Below are 14,258 nucleotides of genomic sequence, written 5' to 3' on the forward strand. Positions count from 1 at the left end.
TTACGGCTTCCAACGCTGGCGCAGCGGTTCCTCTAACGCGTCCAGCTGTTGCAGTAAAAAGGAGAGAAACACATTCAGGGCGGCACTGCGAGGTCGCCCTGATTGCGTCTGCAGTTGCAAAGTGCGCTGGCTCAGCTGATCGATGCCCACTGAGCGCAAAATCAAACCGTGCGTTTCAGCCTCCTGCAGCACGGTAAAGGCGCTGCAAATCGTCACCGCCTGCGGTGTACGCAGCAAAAACTGAAACAGCATCGAAAAGGTATCGCAGGTCATCACCGGCTCAACCAGGCTGCCATTCATGTGGCTGGCAAGCTCAAACAGTTGCCGCACGGTGGTGTTTTGCTGCGGCAAGGCCAGCGGATAGTGGCTGAGATCGGCGAGCGTGACCTGCGGCGCGGTCGCCAGCGGATGCGTTTGGTGCATAACGATTAACACTGGTGCCGGCCACGATCCCATCACTTCCACACCACGTTCCGCGTGCAGACTAAACTGCAGCGCTACGTCACACTCGCCGTTGCGCAGCGCTTCCGCCACGCCCTGGGTGCTGGCGACTTTCACATCAAACAGCACGCCCGGATTGTCATTGCGAAAATCCGCGATCAAACGTGGCAGCAGTGTAAACGCCAGCCCATCGGTGCAGGCGACGCGAATCAATGTACGGCGCACCGCTTTCAGCCCCTTAATCTCCGCCAGCGCGTACTCCATATCCAACAGGTTCTTGCGTACGTGATGCGCGAAAATTTCGCCCGCTTCATTCAACACCATGCCGCGCGCATGACGTGCAAACAGCGGCACGCCAACCTGATTCTCCAGTCGCTGAATTTGCCGACTGATCGCCGACACCGCCACGAACAGCTGTTCGCTGGCGGCGCTGAGCGAGCCGGTATTGGCCACGGCGAGAAAATAGCGGATTTCACTGCTTAACATGCGGGTGCCTCATGGTGGTGCATGCCTCGAAATCGGGCAGGCGAGCCTTGCCTTAAAAGCAAATCTTACTCGATAAATTGATAATTGTGGCAAAGCAGCGTTTCCGCAAAGATGAATCAACGACAAAACAATAAAAGACAGGGCAAACATGACAGCACAACAGGCGGTTCAACAGGCCACCGCGTATTTTGACAGCGGGGAATTTCAACGTATTTTGGCGCGTCGCGTGGCGCAACGCACCGAAAGCCAGCGCGAGGATCGTGACAGCGAACTACAGCGTTATTTGCAGGATGAGATCGGCCCGCAGCTGATTGCACTGGGCTTTACCTTGCATTTCATCGACAACCCGGAAGCCGCTAATCGACCGTTCCTCGTGGCGGTACGCATCGAAGACCCAATGCTGCCAACCTTGCTCAGCTATGGTCACGGCGATGTGGTGTTTGGTGATGATGAAAACTGGCGCGACGGCTTATCGCCATGGCAGATGGTTGAAGAGGGCGATCGCTGGTATGCGCGCGGTAGCGCCGATAACAAGGGCCAGCACTGCGTCAATCTGGCTGCGCTGGAGCAGGTGTATCAGTTGCGCGGTGGAAGCCTGGGCTTCAACTGCAAAATGTTGTTCGAGATGGGCGAAGAGATCAGCTCGCCGGGACTGGCGCAGCTGTGCGAGCAGCATGGCGAATTGCTGCAAGCCGATTTGTTTATTGCCTCAGACGGTCCGCGCCTCAACGCGATTCGTCCCACGCTGTTCCTGGGCTCACGCGGCGCGGTTAACTTCCGTTTGACTGTCAACGCGCGTGACAACGCTTATCACTCTGGCAACTGGGGCGGCTTGTTGAGCAATCCGGGTACGCAGTTGGCCAACGCCATCGCCTCGCTGGTCAACGCGCAGGGCGTGTTGCAGGTTGAGGCGCTAAAACCCAACTCTTTGACGCCGCAGGTACGCGATATTCTCGGCGATATCGAGGTCGGCGGCATGCCGGGCGATCCCGATATTGACGTGAACTGGGGCGAACCGGGACTGACGCCAACCGAACGCCTGTATGGCTGGAACACGCTGGAAGTGTTGTCATTCCTGACCGGCAATCCGGCGCGTCCAATGAATGCGATTCCGGGCAGCGCTACGGCGGTTTGTCAGCTGCGTTTTGTGGTGGGCACCGATTGGGAAAACCTCGCCCAGCATGTGCGCGCCCATCTGCATCAGCACGGTTTTGACTATGTGGACGTGGAGTTTATGCGCGGATCGCCCGCGACACGCCTTGATCCCACCGATCCGCTGGTCAATTGGGTGCTGACCAGCATGGCGGAAACCAGCGGCAAGAAACCGGCGCTGCTGCCTAATCTCGGCGGCTCGCTGCCCAATGAAGTGTTCTCGGACATTCTCGGCTTGCCAACCTTGTGGGTGCCGCACTCGTATCCGGCCTGCGGCCAGCATGGCGTTAACGAGCATATGTTGAAATCGATTGCCCGCGAAGGTTTGCAGATTATGACGCGTCTGCTGTGGGATCTGGGCGAGCAGGGAACAGAACTGGTGGCGAAGCATCGTGCGCACGTTGGAGGTGGCCAATGAGTACATTGAATACGGCGATGCCGTTGAGCGCGGCAAAACCCAATCTGCACAAAACGCTGTTCGCCACCTGTATTGGTAATGCGCTGGAGTGGTTTGATATCGCTGTATACGGCTTTTTTGCCAGCTATATTGCGCATGCCTTCTTTCCCACCAGCGATCCGTCGGTCTCGATGTTGCTGACCTTTGGCAGCTTTGGTGTGTCATTCCTGATTCGTCCGCTGGGCGCGATTGTGCTGGGCAACTATGCCGATCGTCACGGTCGTAAAAAAGCGCTGCTGTTATCGATTAACCTGATGATGCTCGGCGGCGCGGTCATCACCTTTATGCCGAGCTACAGCAGCATTGGGCTGATGGCACCGCTGCTGATTTTGCTGGCGCGTCTGGTGCAGGGGTTCTCTGCCGGCGGCGAATTTGGCAGCTCGACGGCGTTCCTGGTTGAGCATTTCCCTGAGCGTAAAGCCTTTATCGCCAGCTGGCAGTTCGCCACGCAGGGCGCCAGTACATTGATGGCGTCGGCGTTTGGCCTTGGATTGACGCAGATTCTCAGCGAAAGCCAGATTCAGGATTGGGGATGGCGCATTCCTTTCGCCTTCGGCCTGCTGATTGGTCCGCTGGGGATTTATATTCGACGTCATGTACATGAACCGGCGAGCTTTGCTGAGCATAAACCGGAAGCCGCTCCGCTAAAAAGTCTGTTTGGCCGCCAGAAGGAGTTGATGCTGTTAGCAATCGGCCTGATGGTGATCTCGACTGCGGTGAACTACATGCTCAACTATGTGCCGACTTACGCCACTAAAAACCTGCACTTGTCAGGCAGCGTAGCGTTTACCGCCACCTTGTTGGCGGGCGTGATTCTGACGGTGGTCACGCCAATCATGGGGTTATGGGCAGAGCGCGTAGGGCGCGTGCCGCTGATGTGGGGATCGTTGATTCTACTGATCGTTACCATCTATCCGGCATTTAAGCTGGTGGTTGATCACACCACGCCAACTACCTTGATTTTGCTGGTGTGCTGGATGGCGCTGCTGAAGTCGATCTACTTCTCAACAGTGCCATCAGTGATGGCGGATCTGTTCCCGATTGGTACGCGAGCCAGTGGCATGGCGATCAGCTATAACGTGGCGGTGACGGTGTTTGGTGGCTTTGCACCGCTGATCTGTACACTGCTGATTAGCGTGACCGGCACCAGTCTGGCGCCTGGTTATTATCTGATGGCGATGTCGGTGTTAAGCGGCCTGGCGCTGCTGCGCAGCCAGAGGCTGGTTTTATAAAGGTTTCAGGGTTACAAGTCGCCACTTATGGCGTAATGCTTGTCCGTTAAGAAACCATTTTGCTTTAAATCTGGTGCGGGCTCTGACACATCTGCCCTTTTCAGAAACACGCACTGAAGCTTTAAAGCAGGCCGGGGGCACTTTTGGGCAGGCAATCCGCAGCGCTGAACGAAGCGAGGAAGCCAGGAGAGCCCGCAGGACGCGGGCGAAAGGTGGAGCCGGGACAAGGACGTCCCGTCTTCACCGGTCCGTCAGGCAGACGAGCGAAGTGAAGGTACCGCGCTAGCGGCGCGAGGACCGCCGGACCAAAAGTGCCACCGGCCTGCGCCCTCGTCGTTGGCTTAATTGACAAGCATTACGCCATGAATGGCGATCCTACGAGAACTGCAAATACGCCACGTGCGTCTGCAAGAACTCTTCCAAACCGTGACGGCCATCAGCACCGCCAATGCCCGATTTACGCCAGCCCGCATGGAAGCCTTGCATCGCTTCGAAATTCTCGCGGTTGATGTAGGTTTCCCCAAACTTCAACTTACGCAGGGCAACCATCGCGGTGTTGAGGTTCTGGGTGTAAATCGATGAAGTCAGACCGTATTCGCAGTCATTTGCCAGCGCTACGGCTTCATCAAGGGTTTTAAAGGTCATCACTGGCAGCACTGGACCAAAAATCTCCTGCTGCATGATCTCCATATCCTGACGCACGCCCGTGATGATAGTTGGTTCGAAATAGAAGCCTTTGCTGCCTGCTCGCTTGCCGCCCAGCACCACTTTGCCGCCATCCGCGACCGCATTTGCCACTTTCTGCTCAACGCGCTCCAGCGCGGCCGCGGTGATCAGCGGACCCATATCAATATCATTTTGCTCAGCCGGATTACCGAACTTCACCTGCTGCATGGCGGCAGTCAGCGCGCTGATAAAGCGGTCGTAAATGCCTTCCTGCACATAAACGCGCTCAGCGCAGTTACACACTTGTCCGGTGTTGATTACGCGGGAGCTGACGATTGCTTTAACCGCCAGATCGAGATCGGCATCATCCATGACGATAGCCGGCGCTTTTCCGCCCAGCTCCAGCGAGACTTTGGTGACGTTTTTCGCCGCAGCTTCCATGGTGGCGATACCGGCGTTGACGCTGCCGGTCAAACTGACCAGACCGACTTTCGGGTTGCCAGCCAGCTCCTGACCAATCTCCGGGCCATAGCCGTAAACAAAGTTGATCACGCCTTTTGGCAGACCAATTTCATGGATGATTTGCGCAAAAATCGCCGCATTGTTAGGTGTCAGCTCACTGGGCTTGATAACAATGGTATTGCCGGTTACCAGCGCGGGCGCGGCTTTACGTGCAATCAGGAAGAAGGGGAAGTTCCACGGCAGAATGCCGGTGGTGACGCCAATCGCTTTCTTGAACACAAAGATGTTTTCGTTGGGACGATCGCTGTTAATGATCTCGCCATCATAACGGCGTGCCCATTCGGCCATGTACTCAAGGTAATCGGCGGTAAACAGCACTTCGGTTTGCGCCAGTCCCTGGGTTTTTCCGCCTTCGGCGACGATAGTGGCGGTCAGTTCCGGCTCACGCTGACGAATCGCAACGGCAATTTTGCGCAGCCAGTTGCCGCGTTCAACCGCGGGAAGCGCTTCCCAACCCGGCTGCGCCACTTCAGCAGCGTCGATGGCTTGCGCGGCATCGTGTTTACTGCCTTCCGGCACGCGCGACAGTAACGCCTCGGTTGCCGGGTTAATCACTTCTATCCACTTGTCGTTCTGATCGGCAACAAACGCGCCATTAATGTAATGTTGATGGTGTGTTGTCATGTGCAGGTTCTCCGCGATCGGTTTCGTTAAAGATTTGTGAAGTGCAGAGTGAAACAGATCGCGGTGTGGCACCTTTTTGTTATTGCCAATGCGACTTAAGGGATGGCAAAGAAGGGAAGAACAGCACGACAGACGCAGCATTCCTGGCGAAATGCCGTGCTTTCAGCGGCTTAGAAGCGATTCAAGCTATGTTAAATAAATGTCAGGAACCCGGCATCGCCGCGCCGCTGGCAATAAACCACGCCAAAAAACTGACGCCAGCAATGATGATGGCAATAGGGAAAAGCAGTCCGATTTTCATAGTCATTCCGTGAGTTAAGCGATCTGCACGATCGCGCGATGGGTTTTCATCATACTGAACAGCTGGAATTGCGTGGCGTCATCGACCTGACGCAGATGCTCACCTTTCTGATAATGAATCGCATGAATGTGACCCAGCTGGCGCCAGACCACAATCACCGACGCCAGCAGGGCGCAATTCTCTTCGCTCTGCACGCAATCCAGCGTGGCGTAGTGCGTCTCATCTAATCCATTAATAAAGACGTTAAGCGCCTGCGCCGGCACGATGGCGCGGATGTCATCCAGCATCACGCGGCTCACCGATTGTGACAGCAGTAGCCGCAATCTTTTGGTATTCATCTCAATCCTTCGTCCTGATGATTTTCCCAACGTTATACGGATTAAACGCCTGCGGGGAAAGTCTGGTGCGCGGCTTTGTGTGACTGCCATGTTAACGGTTGCAGTGGCAGTGAATCAAAAACTGTGCTGATCTACACAGCATAATAGAAAAATATGCTGAATAATAAGCCACTTATAAAAATCATCCCGTGACCTGCCTGCAAATGCGATTTTGTGATCCTTATGTTGACGACCCACCGAATTTTGCCAGCAACCTCCGCTTTCCGGCAGCCATCCAAAGGCTGACGAAAAGCTGCCCGCCGTAGACTGCCGGTAATCGGGAGACCGCCGGTTTCCTGTTGGCCTCAACCTTACGAAGGAATAACAATGAACAGTGCCATCATTGCAGGTATTTTCTGGCATCTGGTGGGTGCCGCCAGTGCCGCCTGTTTTTATGCTCCATTTAAGCAGGTGAAAAAGTGGTCCTGGGAAACGATGTGGTCGGTGGGCGGCATTATGTCGTGGCTGATTCTTCCCTGGGCGGTGAGTGCGGTATTACTGCCGAATTTCTGGGCGTATTACGGCAGCTTTAGTTTCTCTCAACTGATGCCGGTGTTTCTGTTTGGTGCTATGTGGGGCATCGGAAACATCAACTACGGGTTGACCATGCGCTACCTCGGCATGTCGATGGGCATTGGGATTGCTATCGGTATCACTTTAGTGGTGGGAACCCTGATGACGCCGCTGCTGCAGGGACGCTTTGTTGAGCTATTCAACTCGACCGGTGGACGTATGACGCTGCTCGGCGTGTTTGTTGCGTTGATTGGTGTGGCGATTGTTTCACGTGCCGGCCTGTTGAAAGAGCGGGCGCTGGGCATCAACGCTGAAGAGTTCAACCTCAAGAAAGGGCTGATTCTGGCCGTAATGTGCGGCATCTTCTCGGCTGGCATGTCGTTTGCAATGGATGCCGCCAAGCCGATGCATGAAGCCGCAGCCAATCTGGGTATCAATCCGTTGTATGTGGCCTTGCCAAGCTATGTGGTGATCATGGGCGGCGGTGCATTAGTCAATCTGGCTTATTGCTTCATCCGTCTGGCGGTAAAAACCGATCTCTCAGTACGCCGTGATTTCTCCGTCGCCAAACCGATGCTGCTGGCCAATATCGCGTTTGCCGTGCTCGGCGGCACCATGTGGTATCTGCAGTTCTTCTTCTACGCCTGGGGCCACGCTAAAATCCCAGCACAGTACGACTTTGTCAGCTGGATGCTGCATATGAGTCTTTACGTGCTGTGCGGTGGCTTGGTTGGTCTGGTGCTGAAAGAGTGGAAATCAGCGGGTCAACGTCCGGTGCGCGTGCTGTCACTGGGTTGTGTGGTGATCATCATTGCCGCCAACATTGTGGGATTAGGGTTAGCAAACTAATAAAAAGCCTGACGCTCACCTCGCGTCAGGCTTTAACTTTTTCAGATGAGAGTTCACGATGCGGCAGGAAGCGCTGCCGCCACGCACTCGGCGTTAAACCGGTTTCCCGCGTAAATACCACCGAAAAGTAGTTACTGTCATCGAAACCGCAACGTGCGGCCACTTCACTGATTAAGCAATCCTGCGTCCGCAGCAGATACTTCGCCTGGCACAGTTGGAGCTGCCGCAAATAGTGACCCACGGTCATACCGGTTTGCTGGCGAAACAGCTGTTTTAACGCGCGCTCGCTTAACTGATTCTGCTGGCAAAACACCGCCAAATCGAATGGACGGCTGATGGCACCTTGCAGCGCCGACATCAGCAGATCCAGTTGCTCACCTTCAGGCAATGCCCAGGGCCGATCGGCAGCATAACCGTGACGACGCAAAATCAGCGCGAGTTGCAAAAACAGCGCTTCGGAGAGTTGAATCGATAGCGAATCACTTTTGCGGCTCTCGCGCTCAAGTTGGCTAATCACGCCACGCGCCAACGCCATCCCGCGCGTGGTCAAACGCCAGCAGCCCGGGGAATCTTCTTCTTGCGGCGGCAGCAACTGACTCCAGTCGAGGCCAAGACGAAAGCGATCGCGGCAGTAAAGAATGTTATCCAGCGCCAGGTCGTTGACGCTGTCGTAGCTGTGGCAGTCGCTATCGTGAATGTAAAAAACGTCGCCGCAGGTTATCAACCATGGACGATCGTTCAACACATGCAGGCCGTTGCCGCGCCAGACGATAACGATTTCACTGAATTCATGACGATGCGGAGGGAAGGAGGGCTGCGGCATGCGCTCGGCCACAGCAATCGGCAGATTGGTGGCCGGAAAATAGTCTTCGCGCGTTAAGATTAGCGACATGAGGAAACGCTCCCGTTATAACATCTGCTGGCGCTCCGCTCTGGGCGCGCAGCCAAATTCTCGCCGGAACAGTGTGGAGAAGTGGTTGCTGTCACCAAATCCGCACTGGTAGGCAATGTCTGTTATGCGCATATCACTATGACGCAGTAAATGCCGCGCCTGTAACAGGCGAAGCCGATTCAGGTAACGCTGCGGTGTATTGCCGGTTTGCTGCTTCATCTGGCGGTGCAGGGTACGCAGCGACAATGAAAAACGATCGGCTAAGGCATCCCACACAATCTCTTCACTGTAGTGCTCATTGAGCCAGTCGAGCAACCGATGTAAGCGGGCTTCCTGATCCTGTGATTGATCGTTGTGAGCCGCTTCGCGCAACAACACCAACAGTTGCAGGAAAAGTTGTTCCTGACGTGCGTGCCGTTCCAGCGACCACGCATCTTGCTGCTTCATCTGCGTAACGATTTGCAGCGCCTGCGCCATCACTTTGTGATTGATGCGCCAGTGCGATGCGTAGTGGTCCTCTTCTTCGCGCGGCAGAAGATCCTGCAAACCCGAGAGAAAACGGAATGCCGCCGGACTGCGATACAGCACGTTGGTCAGACACAAATTTTCCGTTTGCTCATAAAGATGGCGATCGTGATCGCGCACGAAGCACACGCACCCTGCGGATAAAGCCTGTGGCTGACCGTTAAACACATGAATGCCAGAACCTTGTTCCACCAACACAATTTCATGGAAATCATGATGATGCTCCGGAAATGCCTGCTGCGGCACGCGCGGCTCAATGGCGATGGCGTAATTCCCTTCCGGGAAGAAATCTGCGCTATGTAAAACGGTCATGATTCGCCTCTTTATTTACTCAACTGTTGCCGAGTCTACGCAGGCGCCCCGCACCTTACCTTGAATTTTCACCTTAGTGACGCAGGAAAATGGCCAATTTTTCAAGATCTCACCAGCGATTGATGGAAATGCGGCAAGGCTCACATCTCTCTTCTTGTGTGGTTCTGTGAGCTTTCTCACGAACTTCTTTGTTAGCGTGCCAGTGACTATTACGCACTGGCAGTAAGGGGAAGGTGGCAAAAAGCAGGGATTTCTAATCTGTTGTCATCTCATCACAGGAAGAACACGCCATGAGTATGCGTAACATTGTTGCCATTGATTTAGGCGCATCCAGCGGGCGCGTGATGCTCGCACAATGGAGTTCAGCGAATCAGCAAATCAGCCTGCGCGAAGTTCGTCGCTTCACCAATCAGCGTGTGCGCCGTGCAGATTATGATTGTTGGGATTTGGAGCGACTGGAGCAGGAGATTCGTTTAGGACTGGCTCAGCTAGATGATGGAGGCATCGTGCCGGACAGCATTGGAATCGACACCTGGGGCGTTGATTTGGTGTTGCTGGATGCCAACGGCGAGCGCGTCGGCGAGGCGGTAAGCTATCGCGACAAGCGCACGGAAGGGCATATGGCTCAGGCCATTAATGACCTCGGCAAAGGCGCAATCTATCAGCGCACAGGTATTCAGTTCTTGCCGTTTAACACGCTCTATCAACTGCACGCACTGCATCAGCAGCAGCCAGATTGGCAGGAACAAGTGCAGCATGCACTGATGATTCCAGACTATTTGCACTATCGCCTTACCGGGCAGATGAACTGGGAATACACCAACGCCACCACCACACAACTGCTCAATATTCACAGCGGCGAATGGGACAGCGATTTGCTCACCTGGGCTGGCGTGCCGGCTAAATGGTTCGGCAAACCAACGTCGCCAGGCAATACCGTTGGTTACTGGACCAGCGCCAGCGGCAACCACATTCCGGTGATCGCGGTTGCGACGCACGATACAGCGAGTGCGGTTTTGGCCACACCGTTAATGCAGGATGATGCCGCTTATCTCAGCTCAGGAACCTGGTCGCTGATGGGGATTGAGAGTTTGCAGCCTTGTGTCAGCACGGCGGCGCTCAATGCCAACATCACCAATGAAGGTGGAGCAGAAGGCTATCGTGTTCTGAAAAACATTATGGGTTTGTGGCTGCTGCAACGTGTCTGCACCGAGTTGCACATCACCGATCTCTGCTCGCTGATCAAAGACGCTGAAAAAGAACCTGCCTGTCGTGCGCTGGTTAACCCCAATCACAGTCGTTTTATCAATCCAGACAGCATGGTTCAGGAGATTCAGAACGCCTGCGTCGAACAGAACATGCCCGTTCCGCAGACGCCTGCCGCGCTGGCCCGCACCATCTTTGACAGTCTGGCCTTGCTCTATCGCCAGGTGATTGGTGAACTCGGCACATTACGCGCTGCACCGCTGCGTCAGCTACATGTGGTGGGCGGCGGCAGCCAGAATCCGCTGTTAAACCAATTGTGTGCCGATGCCTGCCAGTTGCCGGTATTGGCCGGGCCGATTGAAGCTTCGACGCTCGGTAACGTCGGCTGCCAGCTCATTGCCTTAGGCGAACTGCGTGACGTGAGTGATTTACGCCGCTGCATTAGCCAAAACTTCCCGTTAGAAAAATTTGAACCGTTGAACAACAGCGCCTTCGCTGCCCATCAGGCACGCTTTGCCGCGCTCAGCCAACCTGCTAAGGAACTTGCATATGACTAAGCTGATTGAACAGGCCTTCGAACTGGCCAAACAACGCTACGCTGCCATCGGTGTAGATGTGGAACAGGTAATGGCACAGCTGGATGGCATTCCGGTCTCGATGCACTGCTGGCAAGGTGATGACGTGCGCGGCTTCGAAAATCCGAACGGTGAACTAACCGGCGGTATTCAGGCTACGGGTAACTATCCGGGCCGCGCCCGTAATGCTGATGAGCTGCGTTCAGATGTTGAAAAAGCGATGTCACTCATTCCGGGAGCTAAACGCCTCAACCTGCATGCAATTTACCTGGAGAGCGATAAGCCGGTTGATCGTGACGCAATTGAACCGAAACACTTCAGCAACTGGGTGGAATGGGCGAAGACGCTCAAGTTGGGCCTCGACTTTAATCCAAGCTGCTTCTCCCACCCACTGAGCGCCGATGGCTTTACCTTGTCGCACGCCGACAAAGGGATTCGCCAGTTCTGGATCGATCACTGCAAGGCCAGCCGTCGCATCTCGGCGCACTTTGGTGAGCAACTGGGTACCGCATCCGTCATGAACATCTGGGTGCCGGACGGCATGAAAGACCTCACCGTCGATCGCCTCGCACCACGTCAACGCCTGGCAAGTGCGCTTGATGAAGTAATCAGTGAAAAACTCAATCCCGCGCACCACATCGATGCGGTAGAGAGCAAACTGTTTGGTATCGGTGCAGAAAGCTACACCGTGGGTTCCAATGAATTCTGCCTGGGCTATGCCAGCAGCCGCCAGACCGCACTAACGCTGGATGCCGGCCACTTCCATCCAACCGAAGTGATTTCTGACAAGATCTCCACGGCGATGCTTTATGTGCCGCGCCTGCTGCTGCACGTAAGCCGTCCGGTACGCTGGGACAGCGACCACGTGGTGATTCTTGATGATGAAACCCAGGCCATCGCCACCGAGATCGCGCGCCACAAGCTGTTCGACAAGGTGCATATCGGTCTCGACTTCTTTGATGCGTCTATTAACCGCATCGCGGCGTGGGTAATTGGTACACGCAATGCCAAAAAAGCACTGCTACGCGCGCTGCTGGAACCTACCGATCAGTTACGCAAGCTGGAGAACGAAGGGGATTACACCGGTCGCCTGGCAATGCTGGAAGAGCAAAAATCGTTGCCGTGGCAAGCGGTGTGGGAAGCTTGGTGTCTGCGCCACGATGTCCCTGCTGATGCCAGCTGGCTGAGCGAAGTCCGTCATTATGAACAACAAACACTGCGTCAACGTTAAGGGACACACCATGCAAAATATTCTCTCTTCCGCTTTTGTTCAGGGAATGGTTAAAGCGACCAGCGACATGTGGTTGAAGGGCTGGGATGAACGTAATGGCGGCAACGTCAGCTTACGTTTACTGCCGGAAGAAGTTAAAGATTTCGCCGGTGATTTCTATGCTGAGCCGCGCTGTATTGAGCTGACCAAGCCTGCTCCAGCGCTGGCCAATGATTGGTTCCTGGTTACCGGATCGGGTAAGTTTTTCCGTAACGTACAGATCGACCCGGCTGATTGTCTGGCGCTGTTGCAGGTCGATGACAAAGGCTTGTCATACAAAATCCACTGGGGTTTGAGTAATGGCGGCCTGCCAACGTCAGAGCTGGCAGCTCACTTCCAGTCACACAGCGTGCGCAAGCAAGTCTCAAACGGCGTTGATCGCGTCATCATGCACTGCCACGCCACCAACTTTATGGCGCTGAGCTATGTGGTCGATCTGGATTCCGCACGCTTCACACGACTGCTGTGGGAAGGCAGCACCGAATGTCTGGTGGTGTTCCCGGATGGCGTCGGTATTCTGCCGTGGATGGTGCCAGGCACCGACGGAATTGGTCAGGCAACAGCCGACGCGATGGCAAACCACAGCATTGTGATGTGGCCGTTCCATGGCATCTTTGGCGCCGGTCCAAACCTCGATGAGACCTTTGGCCTGATCGACACTGCGGAGAAATCCTCCGAAGTGGTGGTGAAAGCGCTGTCGATGGGTGGCATTCGTCAAAGCATCACCACTGAGCAACTGATCGCGCTGGGTGAGCGCTTCAACGTTAAGCCGTGGCAAGCCGCTCTGCAGGCGGAGCGCAGCGATGTTGCGTAAAGCCTTTGTGATGCAGGTGCATGCACACTGTCACGATGAGTATCTGCGCCGTCACACGCCAATTTGGCCGGAGCTGGCCGAGACGTTAAAAGCGCATGGCGCGCACAATTACGCTATCTGGCTGGATGCTGAACGTAATCTACTGTTTGCCAGCGTAGAAATTGAGTCTGAAGCGCGCTGGGAAGCCGTGGCAAAAACGGAGGTGTGTCAGCGTTGGTGGGCATCCATGAAGGATTTAATGCCATCCAATCCGGATAACAGTCCGGTGAGTGCGGCGTTAAAACCGATGTTTTTCCTGCCTTAACGCTCGCTCGCCTCACCGCTCGAATAGAGGCAGTAATTTCAGGCCGACAGCGAAGTCGGCCTGAATTTTACTTGGTGCTCAACTCACAATATCCCGCCAGAGCGGGCCAGATTGCCATCTGCGTATCCACAATCTGGTCAAGATCCTCTCGATTGGCCCCTTCACGCGCACGTACCGACATTCCCTGCAGTAAACACGCCAGATAGCTGGCCAGGGTTGCACTATTGGCACATTGCGGTAATTCGCCGCGCTGCTGCCGGGTATCAAGGAATGCTTTTAACGCTGATTCCTGCGTATGATGCTGCTGCGCCAGCATCTGCGCCACTTCTTCCGAGCCGGAAGAGAGCGCGCTCGACGTACAAATGAAGAAACAGCCTGCTGGCTTATCACATTCAGTAAAACACGCGGCGGTTGCCCGAAAATAGGCTTCAATTGCCGTTTTCACGTCTGATGCATCATCGTTCAGCACTGCGTTACGTTGTGCGCTGAAGGTTTCAATGTATCGCTGCATCGCCGCACGGAATAAACCCTCTTTATTCTCAAATTCAGCATAAAGGGTTGGGGCTTTCGCACCGGTAGCGTTAACCAAATCGGACAACGACGTGCCTTCATAACCATGCGCCCAGAACAACATCAATGCCTTGTCCAGGGCATCATTGCGGTCAAACACTTTCGGGCGACCGCGCGTTTTCCTGTTCACCACATCGATAACTTCAGTCATTGGGCACCTCAAAGCGTAG

At 54.9% G+C, this 14,258-nt stretch carries 14 protein-coding genes; 7 read left to right on the forward strand and 7 right to left on the reverse strand.

Features of this window, described 5'->3' with window-relative positions; all coding sequences use genetic code 11:
• On the reverse strand, window positions 1–927 hold the full coding sequence (locus PanJK_RS06515) for a LysR family transcriptional regulator (RefSeq protein ID WP_008108854.1): 927 nt from the start codon (window positions 925–927) through the stop codon (window positions 1–3).
• Between the two features lie 148 nt (window positions 928–1,075).
• Between PanJK_RS06515 and PanJK_RS06520 the strand changes: the two genes are divergently transcribed.
• Window positions 1,076–2,497, forward strand: a complete 1,422-nt coding sequence (locus PanJK_RS06520; RefSeq protein WP_265298174.1) for a M20 family metallopeptidase — start codon at window positions 1,076–1,078, stop codon at window positions 2,495–2,497.
• Window positions 2,494–3,768: an MFS transporter gene (locus PanJK_RS06525; RefSeq protein ID WP_265298176.1), complete on the forward strand. Its 1,275-nt coding sequence runs from the start codon at window positions 2,494–2,496 to the stop codon at window positions 3,766–3,768. The genes PanJK_RS06520 and PanJK_RS06525 overlap by 4 nt, the downstream gene beginning before the upstream one ends.
• A gap of 375 nt (window positions 3,769–4,143) precedes the next feature.
• Here PanJK_RS06525 and aldA read toward each other — a convergent pair whose 3' ends face one another.
• From aldA to PanJK_RS06540, 3 genes are all read right to left on the reverse strand, one after another.
• Window positions 4,144–5,580, reverse strand: coding sequence for an aldehyde dehydrogenase (gene aldA / locus PanJK_RS06530; protein WP_265298178.1), 1,437 nt, complete (start codon window positions 5,578–5,580; stop codon window positions 4,144–4,146).
• Between the two features lie 202 nt (window positions 5,581–5,782).
• Window positions 5,783–5,881 (reverse strand): YoaK family small membrane protein, encoded by a 99-nt coding sequence (locus tag PanJK_RS06535; protein WP_008108862.1) that lies wholly within the window; start codon window positions 5,879–5,881, stop codon window positions 5,783–5,785.
• 14 nt (window positions 5,882–5,895) lie between these two features.
• Window positions 5,896–6,219 carry a hypothetical protein gene (locus tag PanJK_RS06540; RefSeq protein ID WP_008108864.1) on the reverse strand — a complete coding sequence of 108 codons (324 nt, stop codon included), beginning with the start codon at window positions 6,217–6,219 and terminating at the stop codon, window positions 5,896–5,898.
• Window positions 6,220–6,585: 366 nt separating this feature from the next.
• Here PanJK_RS06540 and rhaT point away from each other — a divergent pair, with 366 nt between their 5' ends.
• The gene (gene rhaT, locus PanJK_RS06545; RefSeq protein ID WP_008108866.1) at window positions 6,586–7,620 is read left to right on the forward strand and encodes an L-rhamnose/proton symporter RhaT; all 1,035 of its coding nucleotides are present in this window, start codon (window positions 6,586–6,588) and stop codon (window positions 7,618–7,620) included.
• A 25-nt stretch (window positions 7,621–7,645) separates the two neighbouring features.
• Here the strand turns inward: rhaT and rhaR are convergent, their stop codons facing one another.
• On the reverse strand, window positions 7,646–8,512 hold the full coding sequence (gene rhaR, locus PanJK_RS06550) for an HTH-type transcriptional activator RhaR (protein ID WP_256696500.1): 867 nt from the start codon (window positions 8,510–8,512) through the stop codon (window positions 7,646–7,648).
• 15 nt (window positions 8,513–8,527) lie between these two features.
• On the reverse strand, window positions 8,528–9,349 hold the full coding sequence (rhaS, locus tag PanJK_RS06555) for an HTH-type transcriptional activator RhaS (protein ID WP_265298182.1): 822 nt from the start codon (window positions 9,347–9,349) through the stop codon (window positions 8,528–8,530).
• Window positions 9,350–9,639: 290 nt separating this feature from the next.
• On the opposite strand from rhaS, the gene rhaB reads away from it, so the two are divergent.
• Genes rhaB through rhaM form a run of 4 tightly spaced genes read left to right on the forward strand, consistent with a single transcriptional unit; the run spans window position 9,640 to window position 13,518 of the window.
• On the forward strand, window positions 9,640–11,112 hold the full coding sequence (gene rhaB, locus PanJK_RS06560) for a rhamnulokinase (protein WP_265298184.1): 1,473 nt from the start codon (window positions 9,640–9,642) through the stop codon (window positions 11,110–11,112).
• Window positions 11,105–12,361, forward strand: a complete 1,257-nt coding sequence (locus tag PanJK_RS06565) for an L-rhamnose isomerase (protein ID WP_265298186.1) — start codon at window positions 11,105–11,107, stop codon at window positions 12,359–12,361. Before rhaB ends, PanJK_RS06565 begins: the two co-directional genes overlap by 8 nt.
• Window positions 12,362–12,371: 10 nt before the next feature.
• Entirely contained in the window at window positions 12,372–13,214 is an 843-nt protein-coding gene (gene rhaD / locus PanJK_RS06570) for a rhamnulose-1-phosphate aldolase (protein ID WP_154193504.1), read from the forward strand.
• Window positions 13,204–13,518 (forward strand): L-rhamnose mutarotase, encoded by a 315-nt coding sequence (rhaM, locus tag PanJK_RS06575; protein ID WP_008108878.1) that lies wholly within the window; start codon window positions 13,204–13,206, stop codon window positions 13,516–13,518. Before rhaD ends, rhaM begins: the two co-directional genes overlap by 11 nt.
• A gap of 67 nt (window positions 13,519–13,585) precedes the next feature.
• On the opposite strand, the gene PanJK_RS06580 is transcribed toward rhaM, so the two are convergent.
• Window positions 13,586–14,239, reverse strand: a complete 654-nt coding sequence (locus PanJK_RS06580; protein ID WP_265298189.1) for a TetR/AcrR family transcriptional regulator — start codon at window positions 14,237–14,239, stop codon at window positions 13,586–13,588.
• Window positions 14,240–14,258: the final 19 nt, after the last annotated feature.

This window comes from Pantoea sp. JK (assembly GCF_026130245.1).
Classification (GTDB): Bacteria; Pseudomonadota; Gammaproteobacteria; order Enterobacterales; family Enterobacteriaceae; genus Pantoea; species Pantoea trifolii.